The sequence below is a fragment of the Nostoc sp. MS1 genome, from assembly GCF_019976755.1.
GTDB lineage: Bacteria > Cyanobacteriota > Cyanobacteriia > Cyanobacteriales > Nostocaceae > Trichormus.
In genome coordinates, this window is record NZ_AP023441.1 from 1,971,327 (window position 1) to 1,989,793 (window position 18,467).

13 protein-coding genes are annotated in these 18,467 nt (G+C 40.2%); 5 read left to right on the top strand and 8 right to left on the bottom strand.

Annotated elements, in window-relative coordinates; translation table 11 throughout:
- Positions 1 to 70: 70 nt before the first annotated feature.
- The gene (locus NSMS1_RS08560) at positions 71 to 1,573 is read left to right on the top strand and encodes an IS5 family transposase (RefSeq protein ID WP_224085439.1); all 1,503 of its coding nucleotides are present in this window, start codon (positions 71 to 73) and stop codon (positions 1,571 to 1,573) included.
- Positions 1,574 to 1,664: 91 nt separating this feature from the next.
- On the opposite strand, the gene NSMS1_RS08565 is transcribed toward NSMS1_RS08560, so the two are convergent.
- Complete coding sequence (locus NSMS1_RS08565; protein WP_224092524.1) at positions 1,665 to 2,081, bottom strand: HNH endonuclease; 417 nt, start codon at positions 2,079 to 2,081, stop codon at positions 1,665 to 1,667.
- A gap of 150 nt (positions 2,082 to 2,231) precedes the next feature.
- Positions 2,232 to 2,486, bottom strand: a complete 255-nt coding sequence (locus NSMS1_RS08570) for a hypothetical protein (protein ID WP_224092525.1) — start codon at positions 2,484 to 2,486, stop codon at positions 2,232 to 2,234.
- A 428-nt stretch (positions 2,487 to 2,914) separates the two neighbouring features.
- Here NSMS1_RS08570 and NSMS1_RS08575 point away from each other — a divergent pair, with 428 nt between their 5' ends.
- Positions 2,915 to 4,975: a tetratricopeptide repeat protein gene (locus NSMS1_RS08575; RefSeq protein ID WP_224092527.1), complete on the top strand. Its 2,061-nt coding sequence runs from the start codon at positions 2,915 to 2,917 to the stop codon at positions 4,973 to 4,975.
- A 12-nt stretch (positions 4,976 to 4,987) separates the two neighbouring features.
- On the opposite strand, the gene NSMS1_RS08580 is transcribed toward NSMS1_RS08575, so the two are convergent.
- Positions 4,988 to 8,734 (bottom strand): HEAT repeat domain-containing protein, encoded by a 3,747-nt coding sequence (locus NSMS1_RS08580; RefSeq protein WP_224092529.1) that lies wholly within the window; start codon positions 8,732 to 8,734, stop codon positions 4,988 to 4,990.
- A gap of 139 nt (positions 8,735 to 8,873) precedes the next feature.
- Positions 8,874 to 9,620: a Uma2 family endonuclease gene (locus tag NSMS1_RS08585; RefSeq protein ID WP_224092531.1), complete on the bottom strand. Its 747-nt coding sequence runs from the start codon at positions 9,618 to 9,620 to the stop codon at positions 8,874 to 8,876.
- Positions 9,621 to 9,937: 317 nt separating this feature from the next.
- Between NSMS1_RS08585 and serA the strand changes: the two genes are divergently transcribed.
- The 3 genes from serA (at position 9,938) to prmA (ending at position 12,738) form a co-directional block, all read left to right on the top strand.
- The gene (gene serA / locus NSMS1_RS08590; protein WP_224092533.1) at positions 9,938 to 11,518 is read left to right on the top strand and encodes a phosphoglycerate dehydrogenase; all 1,581 of its coding nucleotides are present in this window, start codon (positions 9,938 to 9,940) and stop codon (positions 11,516 to 11,518) included.
- Between the two features lie 129 nt (positions 11,519 to 11,647).
- Positions 11,648 to 11,815, top strand: a complete 168-nt coding sequence (locus NSMS1_RS08595) for a hypothetical protein (protein WP_224092535.1) — start codon at positions 11,648 to 11,650, stop codon at positions 11,813 to 11,815.
- A 2-nt stretch (positions 11,816 to 11,817) separates the two neighbouring features.
- Entirely contained in the window at positions 11,818 to 12,738 is a 921-nt protein-coding gene (gene prmA / locus NSMS1_RS08600; protein WP_224092538.1) for a 50S ribosomal protein L11 methyltransferase, read from the top strand.
- A 61-nt stretch (positions 12,739 to 12,799) separates the two neighbouring features.
- Here the strand turns inward: prmA and NSMS1_RS08605 are convergent, their stop codons facing one another.
- The 4 genes from NSMS1_RS08605 to NSMS1_RS08620 all read right to left on the bottom strand — a co-directional run bounded on the left by NSMS1_RS08605 (position 12,800) and on the right by NSMS1_RS08620 (position 18,430).
- A complete protein-coding gene (locus tag NSMS1_RS08605; protein ID WP_224092540.1) occupies positions 12,800 to 13,507 on the bottom strand; it encodes a response regulator transcription factor in 708 nt (235 codons plus the stop codon).
- A gap of 248 nt (positions 13,508 to 13,755) precedes the next feature.
- Positions 13,756 to 16,515 (bottom strand): ABC transporter substrate-binding protein, encoded by a 2,760-nt coding sequence (locus NSMS1_RS08610; RefSeq protein ID WP_224092541.1) that lies wholly within the window; start codon positions 16,513 to 16,515, stop codon positions 13,756 to 13,758.
- Positions 16,516 to 16,602: 87 nt separating this feature from the next.
- Positions 16,603 to 17,673, bottom strand: coding sequence for a DUF1822 family protein (locus NSMS1_RS08615; RefSeq protein WP_224092542.1), 1,071 nt, complete (start codon positions 17,671 to 17,673; stop codon positions 16,603 to 16,605).
- A gap of 34 nt (positions 17,674 to 17,707) precedes the next feature.
- Positions 17,708 to 18,430 carry a hypothetical protein gene (locus tag NSMS1_RS08620; RefSeq protein ID WP_224092543.1) on the bottom strand — a complete coding sequence of 241 codons (723 nt, stop codon included), beginning with the start codon at positions 18,428 to 18,430 and terminating at the stop codon, positions 17,708 to 17,710.
- Positions 18,431 to 18,467 lie beyond the last annotated feature (37 nt).

Consider the following 18,467-nt stretch of genomic DNA (forward strand, 5'->3'; position numbering starts at 1 on the left):
AGGAAAGAAAAATAAGGTGAAAAGAAAAAGGGTAAGATAAGTAAAAATCCTTGTAGCAAGTTGCGTTAAAATGTATCGAAGAGCGCAAAAGCAAGAAAAAGCAGCAGAAAACTTTGAACTACCCTTTGGGGGAAAACTAGCGTCAGATAACCGATGGGTAATCATGGCGAACATGATACCTTGGTCAAAATTTGAAGCAGAGTACGCAGAAATATTTTCAGCAAGAATGGGAGCGCCAGCCAAAACATTTAGAATGGCGTTGGGAGCATTAATAATTAAAGAAAAATTAGGAATAAGTGACAGAGAGACAGTAGAACAAATTCGGGAGAACCCGTATCTGCAATACTTTATAGGAATGTCAGCATATAGTAATGAATCTGCATTTGACCCGTCAATGCTAGTTCATTTTAGAGAAAGGATAGATATAGAATTAGTCAATAAAATCAATCAAGAAATAGTCAGGAAGATGTTAGAAAATAAACAGGAGGTAGAAGTAAGAGCAAAAAAGCCAGAGGTCGAGGATTCAAAAAGTAAGCCAGCCAATAGAGGAAAATTAATATTAGATGCTAGTTGTGCGCCAGCAGACATAAGTTATCCGACAGATTTAGGATTATTAAATCAAGCCAGAAAGCAAACAGAAACAATCATAGATACATTATATAAGTCCTTATTAGTAAGAAATATCAACAAACCAAGAACCTACAGAAACAAAGCAAGAAAGGATTATTTAGCAGTAGCCAAGAAAAGAAAACCAACAGTTAAAGAAAGAAGGAAAGCTATCAGAAAGCAACTGCAATATATCAACAGAAATTTAACTCATATTCAGCAGCTAATAAATTTAGGTGCGTCACTATTAAAACTGAGCAACAGTCAATATAAGATGTTGCTAGTAGTAGCAGAAGTTTATCGTCAACAGTTATGGTTATATGAAAATCAAAAAATTAGTATACAAGACCGCATTGTCAGTTTAAACCAACCACACATTCGTCCGATTATCCGAGGTAAAGCCGGGAGAACAGTAGAGTTTGGGGCTAAGTTTTCAGCTAGTTACTATGATGGCTATGTATTTTTAGACCATATTAGTTGGGACAACTTTAACGAATCAGGAGACTTAAAATCACAAGTAGAAGCATACAAAAACTACACCGGATATTATCCTGAATCAGTTCATGTTGATAAGATTTATCGGACGAGGGAGAATCGAGCTTGGTGTCAAGAAAGGGGAATTAGAATTAGTGGCCCACCACTAGGTAGACCCCCCCAAAATGTCAGCCCTGAAAAGAAGAAACAAGCCGCTTATGACGAAAGGATTCGTAATTGTATTGAGGGCAAGTTTGGACAAGGTAAACGAAGATTTAGCCTTGGTAGAGTTATGGCTAAACTTCCTCATACTTCTTTCACCGCTATTGCCATAACTTTTTTAGTTATGAATCTTTCTACTCTGCTATTACGGCTTTTTTGTGTATTTTTTTGCCTATTTTTCAAAACTGAGTCTTTTTTTACTTCTTCTATTATCGAAACTGATATTTCATTAAACCTTAAACAACAAAAACTTATCTTTTTTCTGGACTGACTACTTAATCAATTTTTCTCTTCCTTTGAAATGACTTTTTCAGCAAGCCCTATATAATTCCCATCTGTGACAACAAATGCACAAAATCACTCTATTTACTGATTCGTTTTAGTGCTGATGCTGATGGATACTGACCAGACAGGATTAAAACTTGACGTTCTATAATCCGCTCATCAGCGTTAAAATCCAAAATGCGAGATGTTACTTCTCCAATATCTGTGAGAGGTTGAATTACAGCCTCATCTAATTGAAAATGTTCCCCCCAAAAGTCTCTACGGGGGTTAAAAAACCGTACAAGTTCTCCTGTACGCCAATTAATTGAGCCTAAATCAGTTCCTTTTTGTAAATTACAGAAAACACAGGCATAACAGAGATTCTCTGGTGTTGTGGAACCACCATGTTTTACGCTGATTATATGGTCAACTTGAAAACTCAAACCGTCTGCTTCAGGGATTAAGCAATACTCACACAGACAATCAGAACGATTAATAACTATAGCGTTTCCCATTCTGCTTAGGTACAAAATCACCCCTCCCCAACCCTCCCCTTGGCAAGGGGAGGGTGCGCGATAGCGCGGGTGGGGTGTATTTCATGTGCTTGGGAATTGCTATAAACGCCGGAGTTCTATACTAATATAAGGACTTGACACTGGAAATACCTACTCTGCCTTGATATACTGGTGAGCTTTTGCTTTTGCTAATCTCATAATATGTTCTAATGTCAAGAAATGATTTAATTCTTTTTTCTCATCTGGTGTAATCTCGCCCATTTTATGTTGATAAACCAGATATTCCAAACGCTCTTTAGCTACTGCTGATAGTTGAAAATTGACAACACTTTGAGGAGTAGTACCAGCAGCAATAAAATCTATAATTTCGTCGTAGACTTTTGCTGTATTTATAGATGTAGTCATATATTTACCTCTTTAATCTGAATATACTACTTTTATAGCTTTCCTTAGCTTAGTGAGATATTGGTAAAAATAATTAAACACAGATGTTGGCGCAGCCTTTGCTACGCAACGCTACCGCGATCCCGCAGGGTACGCAGATAAATTTGTAACTTAGCAGATTAGAAAACCCTATAACGGTTTGTCTAAGCTAAATACTCTGGCGATAAGTAGAAATCCTCCGCGTTCCTCTGCGCTAACCTCCGCGCCCCTACCGAAGTTTGCTCAACGGGGGGAACCCCCGCACCGCAACTTCTCTCTGCGTTTAAAAAGGATAACTTTGTACCTCACTTACTCAGAAATGAATTAATCCTAAAATTATTTCAATGTTTCTACTCAAATCAGAGTGTTCTTGAGGGATAATAAATACACTTGCCCACATAAGCACCGTTATGACCTGCTGTTTAAATTCAGCTTGCCACAACCCACCCCATCCTGATGGCGTAAACTTTTGCTTTAACTGCGGGGTTCCCTTAATAGTGCTAAGAAACCGCTATCGTCCGATTAAATCAATAGGTGGCGGCGGTTTTGGTAAAACTTATTTGGCGGAAGACATCGACAAACTCAATGAACCTTGCGTTATTAAACAATTTGCGCCGCAAGTGCAGGGAACAGCTTCTCTCAACAAAGCTACAGAACTATTTGAGCAAGAAGCCAAGCGACTGCAACAATTAGGCAAACATCCGCAAATACCTACCCTGTTGGCGTATTTTAACGAAGATAATCGCCTGTATTTGGTGCAAGAATTTATTGAAGGGCAGAATTTATCCATAGAATTACAACAGCAGGGCATTTTCAGCGAGCATAAAGTCAGAGAATTATTACTAGATTTGTTGGATATTCTGACAACCGTTCATCGACAGCAAGTTATTCACCGCGATATCAAGCCAGAGAATATCATTCGTCGCAATGATGGGAAGGTGGTATTAATTGACTTCGGTGCATCTAAGCAACTGACAGCAACAGTAGTTACACAAGTCGGAACAAGCATCGGTTCTTTTGGTTATGCGCCTCTGGAACAAATGCAGGGAGGGGAAGCTTATCCAGCCAGTGATTTATATAGTGTCGGTGCAACTTGCTTTCACTTGTTGAGTGGTATTCATCCTTGGGAATTGTGGAAACGACAAGGCTATGGTTGGGTTGCAAGTTGGCGACAGCATTTGCAACAACCAATAAGTCAGCATTTAGCAAGTGTACTAGATAAGTTGCTGCAAGAAGAATTTCATCAACGTTATCACTCGGCTACAGAAGTTTTACAAGCGTTAAATTTCCAACCGCTACCACCAACTCAGCCTATTATACCGCCAGTTAATTTTCCGCCACTACCACCAACTCAACCTATTATAGTTCCAGATAATTCACCACCCCGGACAAAAAAATCTATCCCTCTGTATCTGCTGGTAATTCCTTTAATTTTATTAATGGGTGCAGGTACAATTTATTTACCAGGGCTGGTCAATAGTTTAAAAGTAGAACAGAAAAGTGCTGATACCTTCTACAACGAAGGAGTAGAAAAATACAACAATAAAGATTTGACTGGTGCAATTGAAAATTATACTCAAGCTATCAAAATTAATCCTAATCTGGCAGTAGCATACAACGATCGCGGTTTAGCTCGTTACGATTTAGGAGATAAGCAAACAGCAATTGAAGATTATACCCAAGCCATCAAAACTGATCCTAATCTGGCAGTAGCTTATTATAATCGCGGTCTAGCTCGTTATGATTTAGGTGATAAACAAACAGCAATTGAAGATTATACCCAAGCGGTGACAATTAATCCTAACAATGCCAATGGTTACTACAATCGGGGTTTAGCTCGCTATGAATTAGGAGATAAGCAAGCGGCTATTGCAGACTACACCCAAGCTATCAAAGTTGATCCTGACTATGCCAATGCTTATTACAATCGGGGTTTAGCTCGATATGATTTAGGGGATAAGCAAACGGCTATTGAAGATTTCACTCAAGCGATCGCAATTAAACCAGAATATGCTAACGCTTATATTGGCAGGGGTTTAGCTCGTTCTGATTTAGGGAATAAGCAAGCAGCGATCGCAGATTACACCGAAGCCATCAGAGTTAATCCCAACTCCGCACTAGCATACTATAACCGGGGTATTGATAAATCGGATTCAGGAGATAAGCAAGGAGCGATCGCAGATTATACCCAATCGATTAAACTTAATCCCAACGATGCAGATAGTTACTACAATCGGGGTAAAGAGCGCGGTAGTTTAGGAGATAGACGAGGAGCGATTGAAGATTATACGCAAGCGATCGCTGTTAATCCCAACTATGCTAATGCTTACTACAATCGGGGTGATGCTCAGTCTAATTTAGGCAATAAACAAGCTGCTATAGAAGATTTTCGTAAAGCTGCTGATTTGTATCAGCAACAAGGAAAACAGCGCGAATATCAAGATGCTCTTAATCGGGTTAGAGAACTGTAGAAATAGCTTTAATTAATTTATAATTCGTAATTCATTTAACTTTTTCTGTGCATACTCCCGCACCTTCTCATCTGGGTCATTCTCTGCTCTGTCGCGCAACAGTGGTAAAGTCTGGGGATGTTGGGGATATTGTTTGACAATTATCTCCAATGCAACGCGCCGGGGATTTGGCTTAAAATCATTATGGCTACCCTTAAAGTTGTCCTTGGCTGCACAGTTATAGTAGGTTTCAAAAAGTTCAGGCTGAGATTTGTAAGCCTTGGCTAATTCATTCACTGCTGTCCCTCGCACATCCCAATGATTATCAGCAGTGGCGCGTTGTTGGAGAATGGTTTTGGTGGTGGGGTCATTCTTGTAAGCCTGGGCTAATTGTGCGACGGCTGTCCCTCGCACATCCTCATGATTATCAGCAGTGGCGAGTTGTTGGAGAATGGTTTTGGTGGTGGGGTCATCCTTGTAAGCCTGGGCTAATTGTTGGACTGCTGTCCGTCGCACATCCTCATGATTATCAGTAGTGGCGCGTTGTTGGAGAATGGTTTGGGTGGTGGTGTCATCCTTGTAAGCCTGGGCTAATTGTTGGACTGCTGTCCGTCGCGCATACCTATCATTATCAGCAGTGGCGAGTTGTTGGAGAATGGTTTTGGTGGTGGGGTCATCCTTGTAAGCCTGGGCTAATTGTTCGACTGCTGTCTCTCGCACATTCTTATCATTATCAGTAGTGGCGAGTTGTTGGAGAATGGTTTTGGTGGTGGGGTCATCCTTGTAAGCCTGGGCTAATTGTTCGACTGCTGTCCATCGCACATATTTGTCATCATCAGCAGTGGCGAGTTGTTGGAGAAAGGTTTTGGTGGTAGAGTCATCCTTGTAAGCCTGCACTAATTGTTCGACTGCTGTCCATCGCACACCCGAATCATCATCAGCAGTGGCGAGTTGTTGGAGAAAGGTTTTGGTGGTGGGGTCATCCTTGTAAGCCTGGGCTAATTGTTCGACTGCTGTCCGTCGCGCATACCTATCATTATCAGCAGTGGCGCGTTGTTGGAGAATGGTTTTGGTGGTGGGGTCATCCTTGTAAGCCTGGGCTAATTGTTGGACTGCTGTCCGTCGCGCATACCTATCATTATCAGCAGTGGCGAGTTGTTGGAGAAAGGTTTTGGTGGTGGGGTCATCCTTGTAAGCCTGGGCTAATTGTTCAACTGCTGTCTCTCGCACACCCGAATCATTATCAGTAGTGGCGCGTTGTTGGAGAATGGTTTTGGTGGTGGGGTCATCCTTGTAAGCCTGGGCTAATTGTGCGACTGCTGTCTCTCGCACACCCGAATCATTATCAGTAGTGGCGCGTTGTTGGAGAATGGTTTTGGTGGTGGGGTCATCCTTGTAAGCCTGGGCTAATTGTGCGACTGCTGTCCCTCGCACACCCGAATCATTATCAGTAGTGGCGCGTTGTTGGAGAAAGGTTTTGGTGGTGGGGTCATCTTGCCAAGTTTTGGCAATTGCTGTGACTGCTTGAGTGCGAATTTCTCTTACTAGCTGAATTTCTATGTCATCGTAGAGAGGGCGAGAATAATACCAGAGGTCATATTTAATTAAATCTTCTAACTTATTCTGTAATTGATTAGCTATTGTGACAATCTTTGAGCGATGTTTCACTTCCATCAGACACTTAGCTGCTAAAAAGAGATTGGTAAATTTCTTCTCCTCACCATCCTGACCCATTAAATAATCAATAATCCCACCAACAAACCTGGCATCAATCATGCCAGCAATTAATAGTAATACCTCATGCCAACTTTCATTTTCCCAATATTTGCCAAAAACCTCTTTCTTAAGCTGTTCAATGTTCAGCGTTTGCGTTTCTTTAAACTGCCAGACAAACTCCCAAGCACAGAAATATTCCAAAAAACTCCGATGGACAAAAGCATAGTAATCAGCACCAAGGAAACATAACATGAAGTTACGAGTCCGCAGTTGGTCAATTATTCGCTGTGCGGCTTTTTTGGGTTGATTAATATCTAACTCTTCTTGTAAATATTTAGTCAGAATCTTGATTAAATTATCTTCACTAATAACATTCCCAGCTACATCTACACCACTAGTTTGCATAGCGTAGGCAACTTGACGCAGCATAGCTTGTTTCTCTTTATCATCGATACTCAATTTATCTTCTTCTAAAGCACGTTCTACATCCCATTTATGCAGCAATACCCGTGAAGCTTGATTATAAAGTTCTGGTCTATCTCTGGGTAGTTCTTGACTAAGATTAAGAATTGCCATCATAGTCAGTAACAGAGGATTCCCTGCTAGTTCGGCAATGGCTTTTGATTCTTTAATTACTTTTTGTAGTCGCCCTTGTTTGACATCTTTTTCCTCTTTCTCACTAGGATTAAAAACCCTTTCATGCCAACGCCCAATAAAATCTGTAATCTGTTCTGAATCTAAATCCTCCAAACGAAAATGTCTAAATTCCGCATCTTGTAATGGTTGTGTTACATAGCCAATAATCCGAGAAGTGACAATTACTTGTACATCTGGATATTCGTTAGTAAAGCGATGAATACAAGTAATTACTTCCTCTCGCTTCTTAGGGTCAAAGATTTCATCTAATCCATCAAACATAACTAAAGCATTACCTGCCTTTAGTTGTTCATGCAGTTGATGCTGATTAAGATGAAAAAAACAGTTGGGAGCGTGATCATAAAATTCTAGAAAATTATCACATTTTCCCTCGATGCGATCGCGCATATAACTGTTCAACTCGATAAGCAAGGGAATAGGCAGAGAAAAATCTTTCCGCGTTAAAGTTTCCTCAACCCATTTTAATGCTAAGTAATGCAATAATGTAGACTTACCAGAACCAGGATCACCTAAAATAACTAGATAATTTTTTGATGACTTTTCTTGCACAACATCTAATACTGAGCGTATCGGTTGTTGAAGGCAATTACGTTTATAGCGATCTAACTCTTCTTGCCAGTTGTCTAAATCAATTTTTGCATCTAATCCTCTATTTTCGTGCAATTGGCGGAGATAAACTTTAGGTAGTTCTGGCAACACTTGAGAAACTTCGCGCACATTTTGAGTAATAAAAATTTGCCACAAATTAATTCTAAAATCAGAAGCTTTTTTCTCTAAGCGATACAGCTTTAAATTAATGTAACGCTCACGAATAGCTTCTATATATTTGGCTAAATCAAATCCTGTCGTAATCCTCCGGTCTTCTTTTAACAATTTGAGAATTTCTTCAAGTCGCTGTCCTAATAAGATACTGCGTAGTTCCGATGATTCTCTAATAATTTGTTTACATTGTGCCAGATAATTTTCTGTAATCAATTGCCAGTTAAAGTTAACTGGCATAGCTGGTAAATTAAGCTGATACCAAAGCTTTGCAAGTTCTTGATAATCTAGAGAATCACAATCGTCATTAAAAGCTTTACCTAAAATTTCTTTAACAGATTTATTATCTATAAACGTCTTTAGCGGTTTAGCAAGTTTTTTAATGTCTGCTTCCAATACTTTGCGAAGCTTCAATTCATCTTCTACAATTTGCAAAAATTCTTTTAGTGCTTTAATAATAGCTTTTTGTAGTGGCTCTTTCTCAAATAGCGCTATAGGTACGTTATTAAAACGGTCTTTGAAAAAATCTTTGAGGTAGTCTTTGCCTAAATCTTGAGCAAATTCCTTAATATTTTCCTGAGTGAAAATAGTTTTAAAAAGTAGCCCAACCGCATTAGTTGCTATCCACCCCAAGATAATTTCCGCCATAAGACTCGTGTTGCTTTAGTGTTTAACTACAAGTATAAACACCAACATTAACAAAAATTGCGGATATTACGGTGATTTAAATCAGATTAGCGTGAAGCGATCGCCGAAATTGATACAGTTGATTGTGAGCGATCGTAATTCATTCTTCACCCAAATTATCAGGATCTATCCCTAAAGCACGTAATCTTTCCGCTAACTGTTGCGCCCGTTGCGCTTCTTGCTGTGCTTGTTGTTGGGCTAATTGCGCTTGTTGTTGTGCTGCTTGCACCTGTTGTTGCGCCTGTTTAATCTGTTCTTCTGGTGTCAGGTAACGCTGTCCTTGTTGGTCATACCAATACATCCACTCCCGCGTTACTCCGCAATAATTACCCCTTTCACAACCAATTCCTAAACCAATTTCTGGTAGCCAAACTGGGTTTCCTGTTTGCAGTTCATATTTACCATTAACTAATTTATGTACTTCTAAACGTGGTTTACGGCGGCGGTGAGAAGAATAAATGACGTAATAAAGTACACCCAAAGCGGCATAATCATTTAATTTATCGCTGTATTCTTTGCGATATTTTGGCGAAACCACTTCTAACACAAAAATGGGAACTACTTTTTCATCCCATAGCACATAACTGGGACGCAGTTCCTCATCGTAAAATCTTTCTACGCCAAGACTTAAAAAGCCATCGGGAACGATCGCAGGTTCATCGGGGTGATAATAAACACCCATATCCACCCCAAAAAACCAATCCATGCGTTCCGCCCAAAGAATCAGCAGAATAGCTTTAAGTAAACCGGGGATGAGTTCTTGCAGTTCATTATCCACTGGCGCATCATCAGAGTCGGGTAGTTCGTCGGCTGAAGGTAAGTAACTTGGCAGATTCAAATTTAACATGACTCGTTACACCAAATCTTCTACGCCAGTGTTTTTATAAGCATTATAGCTTTAGTCAGTTGTCAGTTGACAGTTGTTATTCTTCCTTGTCTCCCCCCTCTCCCTCATCTCCCTCATCTCTCTCATCTCCCCCACTCCCAACTCCCAACTCCCCACTCCCAACATCAGAGTCCCAACTCTGATATGCTCTATTACATGGTGTGAGTGAAGGTTAAGTTGTTATTAAAACACAGATTTTTTTGCTGAATTGTAACGAATAAATACTACACTAAAAAGTCTTGTGCAGCAAAACTTGTCACTATATAAATGATGTAATTATGTCTAAGGTTCTCGTCTCCGATCCTATTGACCAGGCTGGCATTGACATTCTCTCGCAAGTCGCTACTGTTGATGTCAAAACAGGTCTTAAACCAGCAGAATTAATAGAAATTATTGGTGAGTATGATGCGTTAATGATTCGTTCTGGTACGCGCGTTACTCAAGAAATCATTGAAGCAGGTACGCAACTCAAAATCATCGGTCGTGCCGGTGTGGGTGTGGATAATGTGGATGTTCCGGCTGCTACCCGTCGAGGAATTGTTGTCGTCAATTCCCCAGAAGGTAACACCATCGCCGCCGCCGAACACGCCCTAGCAATGATGCTGTCTTTATCTCGCCACATCCCCGATGCTAATGCTTCCGTCAAGCGCGGTGAGTGGGATCGTAAAACTTTCGTAGGTGCGGAAGTTTACAAAAAAACTCTAGGGGTTGTCGGCTTGGGCAAGATTGGTTCCCATGTGGCGACAGTAGCCAAAGCAATGGGGATGAAGTTGTTGGCTTTCGATCCCTTTATCTCTACAGAACGGGCAGAACAGCTAGGTTGTCAGTTGGTAGATTTAGATTTGCTGATGCAGCAATCTGACTACATTACCTTGCACATCCCCAAAACCCCGGAAACCACTCACCTAATTAACGCCAACACTTTGGCAAAAATGAAACCCACCGCCAGAATTATTAACTGCGCCCGTGGTGGCATCATTGATGAAGCAGCCTTAGCCGCAGCGATTAAAGAAGGGAAAATTGCGGGTGCAGCGTTGGATGTGTTCGAGTCAGAACCTTTGGGTGAGTCTGACTTACGCTCAATTGGTAAAGATATTATCCTCACACCTCACTTAGGCGCATCCACCACAGAAGCCCAGGTAAATGTGGCAATAGATGTAGCCGAACAAATCCGCGATGTACTTTTGGGTTTTCCAGCACGTTCCGCCGTCAACATCCCCGGACTCGGCCCCGATGTGTTGGAAGAACTCAAGCCTTATATGGAACTAGCCGAAACCTTGGGTAAATTAGTAGGACAGTTAGCAGGTGGACGAGTAGAACTACTTACCGTTCGCTTACAAGGAGAACTTGCTACTAATAAGAGTCAGCCTCTAGTAATTGCTTCTCTCAAAGGACTACTTCATCAAGCCTTGCGGGAACGGGTAAATTACGTCAACGCTAATATAGAAGCCAAAGAACGGGGTATTCGCGTCATCGAAACCCGCGACGCTTCCGCCCGTGACTATGCTGGTTCTTTACGTCTAGAAGCTACCGGAACCTTGGGAACTCATTCTGTGACTGGTGCATTGTTAGGCGAGAAGGAAATTCACCTCACTGACGTTGACGGCTTCCCCATTAACGTTCCCCCCAGTAAATATATGCTGTTTACCTTGCACCGTGATATGCCAGGAATTATTGGCAAACTCGGTTCCTTACTAGGTAGCTTTAATGTCAATATTGCTAGTATGCAGGTAGGGCGGAAAATCGTCCGTGGTGATGCTGTCATGGCTCTTAGCATCGATGATCCCTTACCAGATGGCATTTTGGCGGAAATTACCAAAGTACCGGGAATCCGCGACGCATATACAGTAACTCTATAAGAGTAGTGAGTGCTGAGTTATGAGTGCTGAGTGCTGAGTATTGAGTAGTGAGTGCTGAGTCAAGGAAAAAGTTAAGAGTGGAGAGTTAATAATAAACTTGATAACTCATCCTATTTAACATTCGTTCCTTTGATTACTCAAAACTCAGCACTGGTTAAACACCCTACTACCAAACTTCAGCATTCAACACTACTCATCACTCAGCACTCAGCACTACTCATCACTCAGCACTCAGCACTCAGCACTACTCATCACTCAGCACTCAGCACTCAGCACTACTCATCACTCAGCACTTAGACATGGCAAACACTTGGTGGGAATTACAGATTTTATGTGAACCAGCGCTAGAAGACTCGGTTTCTTGGCGACTGGAAGATTTTGGTTGTCGTGGGACAGCTAGTGAGAGTAAAGGTGAGTCTTTTTTAGTTAAGGGTTATTTACCAGTATTTCAAGCGCAGTTATTAGATTTGGCGGCGTTGGGGTTGTGGTTGCAACAAGATGCACTGTGTATCGGATTATCTGCGCCTAGCTTGACTTGGCAACTAATTGATGAAGAAGATTGGGCAAGTAGTTGGAAACAATATTGGCATCCACAGGAAATAGGCGATCGCTTTCTTATTAACCCAGCTTGGCTACCATTACCCGAAAACTCCGACAGGTTAGTCATTCGTCTCGACCCTGGTGTAGCTTTTGGTACAGGCAACCATGCAACCACTCAACTCTGTTTAGAATCTCTGGAAATGCGGTTGGGTGAAGTTCCTAAATCTTTTCTCAGTCAAGGTGGTAAACAAGAATCTGTCATAATTGCGGATATTGGGTGCGGTTCTGGTATCCTTGGCGTAGGTGCAGTGTTATTAGGTGCGGAAAAAGTCTATGCTGTAGATACTGACCCTTTAGCAGTACAATCAACCTTCAGTAATCGCGCCCTCAATGATGTCAGCCCAGAACGCTTAGTTCCCGCCGAGGGTAGCGTAGACATTTTAAAGAAACTAATTGAACGCCCTGTAGATGGTATTGTCTGCAATATTTTAGCTGACGTAATCATTCAATTAGTACCAGAAATTAGCGAAATATCTAAACCTAGTACCTGGGCTATTTTTAGCGGGATTTTAGTTGAGCAATCTAGCTCTGTTGCTGAGGCTTTGGCAAAACATGGTTGGGTAGTAGCTACTATGTGGAAGCGCAAAGAATGGTGTTGTTTAAATGCTAGGCGTTCTTAATAGATAAAACTTGTAGTAAAAATTTAGTCTTGAATGGATCAAGCTAAATCGTTATTACAAATTAATCAATTAAGCCTGCTTCTCTAGCCCGTATTTTAGTCACAATTCTGATGTTTTTCCCCTGATTTCTTAACTCATGACAATCAATCCCTAGAGCTTCTTGCAATGTGTCCCAGTGGTTACGAACTGTGCGTTCTGATACACAAATTTGGGCGGCGATCGCTTTATCTTGTAATCCCTCGTTAAAGGCTAGTCTGAGTAGTTGTAATATTTCTGGTTTAATATTTAATTTCTCATAGATGGCTGGATATAAATAGACATCTGTAATATCTTTAATACAAGTAAATCCTTGTAATGCTCCATCTATTCTTAGAAGCATTTCTTTGCTAGTAATATTTTTATCAGCAATGACAAAACCACCTTGATGCTTATCGATAGCTGGTTTAATTTGAACTAATCTTTTTATATAAGGGCTTTGCACAAGAATGTTCAATTTAGGATAGTTTTGCATCACTTCCTGCAAAAAATTAATTCCTGTATGAGTCTGTGCTTTTTTTCCTTGTGTATCTGGTAGAGAAATATCTGTAATTAAGAGATGAGGCTGTAAATTTGATATTTGATTAATAGCATCATTAGCTGTTTGTGCAATGCTAATTTTAGCATCAGGATATTGCTGTTTTATCAGTTCAGATGTTCCAGCAAGACAAATATCAGAACCATCGACTAAAACTATTTGTAATGATGTATTCTTTACTAAAAATTGGTTCATATTTCCACCCCAAGATGATTAATTAGAGAGTAATACCAATTGGGAGAAAGAAGGTGACAGATTGGTATTACTCCATCTATGAAATTCAAAATATTGTTATCCTTCCAAGGGATTATCGTCAGCCAAAGTGAAAAATATTATTTTTGTTATTAAAGTTTACAATCAAGGTTAACTATGACAACATTTTAGCCTTGCCACACTACTACTTAATGTTTACTATCTCTGAGTGCAACTTGCTCTAACTACTTTTAATTCTGGCAAGGAGCATTTTCCGTATCTTTGACCAAATCAAACTTTAAATTTTTATTAACAGTAAAGATGGGTTGTTGAGTGAGTTCTTTGCGATCGCCTCTACTATCAAAACTTATTTTTAGTCCTTTAATAGTAGTGCTAGATGCTGCTGTTTCAGGTTTATTAGCTGTTTGGGCTAATTTTTCTTTTATCTGTTGTCGATTCACAGATGTACCAGACAGTTCAATAGCTTTTAAAATTGCTGTCACAGCATCAAATGATAAAGCCATTCGTCCATTCAAATCCCCACCCCAATATTGACGAATTTGTTGAGCGAATGCTGCTGCACTACACTGTTTGGGATGCCAGTCATCTGCTATAAATAGTCGATTAACTGTGGCATTTTGAGTTTTATTAATAGCTTCTTGGAGATATAAGGTATTTGCCCCTAAAATGGGCTTTTCTCCTCTATTTAGTTTGATAATATCAATAGCTTTGTCCCAGGCTGTATTATTGTTAGTTCTGCCATCGGGTAATAATACTAGCGCATCTGCATCTTTAACCTGGGGTGGTAGTTGACTAGTGTCGAATTTGGGGTCGGATAAATCAAAGCTACTAATTATACGTCCATTAAATTCGTTTGTGACAATATCATTAAACTGAGCAAACAAATCTCTGCTAAACAACTCTTGACTATTATAAAAAACAACTACTTTTGGCTGAGGTTTGTTAAGCCCATCTGGCTTGACTAGATATTCTACCAGACTACGTGCTTCGATTCGACTTGATGAAGTGGTACGGAAAAATACTTTATTGATATCGCCGCAGTCTGGGTCAGTTCTCATATTAACTAAGGTGCTAGTAGGAGAAATAACCACTAACTCATTCGGGGAATAAATTTTCAAAGCTGCACAAGTATTCGGAGAGGTGAAGTGTCCCACCACAGCCAGAATTTTCTTATCCTCAGAAAGTTTTTGGGCAATTTGCTGGGACTGAGAAGGCTGATTTTGATCATTAGCAATCACAACTTGTAAGTTTATACCTTGTTTGACTGCTATATCTTGAGCTTGAGCAACGCCAGCTAACATATCAAATCCAGCATTGTCATTTAATGGTGCAGCAACAGCAATTTTATAAATTGGCAAATTAGGGTTATTGGTATGCCGAAGATACGCAAAAGCATTATTACGGTAGATCAGACTTTCGGGATCTTTTGTGACGCGGCTAGGTAGTTCTTCAAAACTATTGACTGCATCAGCAAATTTCCCTTCAGAAAATGCTTTAATTCCTATCTCTTTGAGTGATAAATATTGTTCATTTAGTTTGACTAAGCTATTATCAATCAGCATTTTTTCACCAGAGCTAATAAAGTTACTGATATTAACTACAGGTTTTGGTGAAGGATTAGTGGAAATAGAGTCTGGTGGTGTACAGGTTGAAGAAAAAAGCTGACATTGGTTGATTTTTACTAAGGTAGGTATAGCGAGTCCGAGGAAAGCAACTAACCCAAACATAATCCGCAGACGCAAGGATATAGAACGCCAGCGCAAGAGAAATGCTAGTTCCTTTCTTTGAGGAGTTGGTTGAGGAGGTAAAATAGTTTGCTCGGTTACTATACTTTTATCTGGCTCAATGCTTGGGTCATGTTTTGTATTATCCGGCCAAACAAACTCAGGCTGATTGGGATTAAGACCAGCAACCGGTAGCCAAGTAGCAGCCGGAAATTTTCCTTGTAAAGCTTCCAGGCGATCGCGTGCTTTACGCACTGCCAAACATAAGGGTGTACCTTGAGAAAATTCTCGCAGAAAGTAGAGCAAAAATTGATAAGCAATCCGATCTGGGACGGGTTCTCGCATGACTATGACCGCCGGAATATTTAATTGTCCTAAAAAGTCGGCAATTTTTAAGCCATCACAAGAATTAAAAATTGCTAATTTCAGACCCTTTGTTACAGCACTGGTTAAGCGTTGCCGTAATGTATGTAAAGGGATAAATTTACCTTCACTAATTTGAATCTGTCCACCTACTCCCTCACTTGATGAGTGGCCAGCAAAGAATAAAATTTGCCATTCTTGATCAAATAATAGATGAGAAAGAGTGTCTTCATCTGGTTCAAATTTTTTAGTAATTTCCGCTCCACGCTGTTTTAATAGTTCTAATGCGGCTTCATCTTCTTCTAGTTGTAAGCCTCCTTGAGAACTACCAAAAATAGCTAAAACTTTCACTGGTGCTTCGAGGGCGGGAACACGCTTACGAAATCCAGTGAATAAGGCAAACTCAGCATTTTTCAGTCTTGTAAATAAATCCCATGTATGCCAAGGAATGCGGCGGAGAATTTCATTTTGGTCATCATTTTCTGTCTGACATCTAATAATAATCGGGATGGATTGGTCGTTGTGGATTCTGGTGTTGGCGAGAATGCGATCGCGCAAGCTATTGAATGTGTTATTTTTAAACCAGACGCGACAAAATGTCTCTAGCTCTTCGGCCCTATGTTTCCACGTTTCCAGAGTAGCCATGTCTACGTTAGTTACCTGTGCTGGAACAGCTTGTAGTTTACGACTATTCTCCAGGGAAATATTTTGCCAATCCCTATATAATTGTGGCATTTCCGGTGCAGCCGGAATGTTAGGTAAATCATCATCTTCCCTAACTGTCACACCATCTTCTAAAATCCGTAACTTCATAGAAAAACCTGCATCGAAGCTACCGTGACTAATCTCAAGTACGACAGTGACATTTTCATGGGGGTAAGGTTTAGAGGATGATAGCACCATAACCAAGACAGAGATTAGGGAGTGAGGAATTTATTTATTTAGATAAGCATGATTCTGTAAAAATACGCAACGTCAATTTCTGATCACTTAAATAATAAAATCCTCTGTAAAGCTGGCATCATCAAGAACAACGCGCACACTAAAGCGATCGCCCATGTCCGCCGTAAACTTAAACTGTATATAAGCATCTTTTTGGCGTGATTCCACTTCAAAAAACAGATTACCTATCTCATCTAGTCCGATTAGCTTTAACCCAGCAGGCAAATGAGACTGTTTTTGTGAAGGGTACAACCTCAACAAAATTAACATTCTGCCATCCGATTTAGGCAAAATCCCCACTATCAAAACTATAGCCTGACCCAACAGATAAATCCCTAAATCCTTGGCACTAATTACAGGACAAGCTGGATGTTTGGGATTTAACTCCCATAACAATTCCGCCGATTGCCAACGAATTTCATCATCGGGAGTGGTTTGGATGAGATTTACTAAAGCTTCTTGAAGATTGAGATGATTAGGAAGCACTCCATGATTAGATTGTCGATAGTAGAGTTGTTCCACCTGTTGGCGAATGAGAAAATCACTGCGTTGTGGTTCAAATTCTTTCATGAACTTGGGCCAGTTTTTAGGAGGCCGCCAATCATATTCAAAGGTGTGTTTGAGCCAATGACTTAATTGCACCATTGCTTGTGGTTGTGGTGATGAGGTCAAACACTCTAGTAAGACATCAAGGGTTTGAAAATAACTACGTGGTAGTTCTGCGACACAAACAGATTCTACAAATCCTACAACTTGTGCCTCTTTGTAAGGTTCATCCAGATCAATCATCACATAACCCAACCGTTCTGACCATACTTCCGGGGGTATGTAACATTTGCGATCGCTCTTACTCAGACAACGACACTCTAAAAAACTTTGCAAACTAGGAATATATAAATCTGCAATATTTTCTAGTTGTTGTTCTAGAGGATTCCAGCTATGACTAGCTGTTAAATCTGTATCAATCCCCAGCATTTGCAAAAAACGCTGCGTCACTAATACAGCTAAAGTGTTACAGTAGACTTGTTGCGATCGCTCTTGTGTTAACTGCTGTTGAGCAAACTCGTAAGCTTGCTGACGGTCGGCAGCAGTAATCGCAATTGTAATTGGTTCCATCATGATGTATAAGAAAAATATTCAACTTTGCGCCAGATTATTTAGATAACAATTGTTTAAAAATAGGGAAACACCGCATTTTACAAAATCTCTTTAGTGTAGCTGCTTCAACTTGATAACTTTGAGCTAAAGCATTCCAAGAAAACTCTCCTGAACTATGCAACTTCTGCAAGATATGAATCAATAAAAATTGACAGTTGATATCAGGACGATGCTGCATTCGACAATTACGCAGATGTGCATGATTCTTTACTAACTCAAGCCATTCTTGGATAGTTTCATGCCAACGTTCAGGTTCAGGCGCAGGTGGATAAATCCATTCATCATCTTCCTCGTCTGTAGAAAGATGTAAGCGTCTTTTTTGTTCTTTATCTTGTTCCCGAATTACATCTAAAATTCTGAATTTTAGCCTTTGGTTAAACCAAGTAACAAAGCTACCTTTTTCGGGAACATATGCTAGACACATTTCCTTGTTAAACCATTCCCAGGTGCGCGATAAAGCTTCTTCATAAATATCAGGCGATAGGTTTCCACCTCCAGACCAAATTAATCTAGAACATTTCATCATCTCAATAATTAAATTCTTGGCTTGAGTGGCCAGTTTGGGATCATCAGTTTGACACGCTTGTGTAAATATCCACTGACGCGCCGGAATATCACTCATGATTTGCTGAAGTTTTTGAGGTTGCTGTAATAGCTTGGCTTTGGCAACAGGATTACTTAAAGCCGCTTGCAACCAACGAATAAATTCATTAGACATAGAGGTTATCCAGACCCAATTAATTTAGGTTTGAATA

Bases quoted from the DNA above. Each gene is read 5' to 3' on its own strand.
- NSMS1_RS08585 (WP_224092531.1), bottom strand. From the start codon at position 9,620: ATGTTAAATTTGAATCTGCCAAGTTACTTACCTTCAGCCGACGAACTA.
- NSMS1_RS08570 (WP_224092525.1), bottom strand. From the start codon at position 2,486: ATGACTACATCTATAAATACAGCAAAAGTCTACGACGAAATTATAGAT.
- NSMS1_RS08560 (WP_224085439.1), top strand. From the start codon at position 71: ATGTATCGAAGAGCGCAAAAGCAAGAAAAAGCAGCAGAAAACTTTGAA.
- NSMS1_RS08605 (WP_224092540.1), bottom strand. From the start codon at position 13,507: ATGAACCAATTTTTAGTAAAGAATACATCATTACAAATAGTTTTAGTC.
- NSMS1_RS08565 (WP_224092524.1), bottom strand. From the start codon at position 2,081: ATGGGAAACGCTATAGTTATTAATCGTTCTGATTGTCTGTGTGAGTAT.
- NSMS1_RS08620 (WP_224092543.1), bottom strand. From the start codon at position 18,430: ATGTCTAATGAATTTATTCGTTGGTTGCAAGCGGCTTTAAGTAATCCT.
- NSMS1_RS08575 (WP_224092527.1), top strand. From the start codon at position 2,915: ATGACCTGCTGTTTAAATTCAGCTTGCCACAACCCACCCCATCCTGAT.
- NSMS1_RS08615 (WP_224092542.1), bottom strand. From the start codon at position 17,673: ATGATGGAACCAATTACAATTGCGATTACTGCTGCCGACCGTCAGCAA.
- NSMS1_RS08610 (WP_224092541.1), bottom strand. From the start codon at position 16,515: ATGGTGCTATCATCCTCTAAACCTTACCCCCATGAAAATGTCACTGTC.
- serA (WP_224092533.1), top strand. From the start codon at position 9,938: ATGTCTAAGGTTCTCGTCTCCGATCCTATTGACCAGGCTGGCATTGAC.
- prmA (WP_224092538.1), top strand. From the start codon at position 11,818: ATGGCAAACACTTGGTGGGAATTACAGATTTTATGTGAACCAGCGCTA.
- NSMS1_RS08580 (WP_224092529.1), bottom strand. From the start codon at position 8,734: ATGGCGGAAATTATCTTGGGGTGGATAGCAACTAATGCGGTTGGGCTA.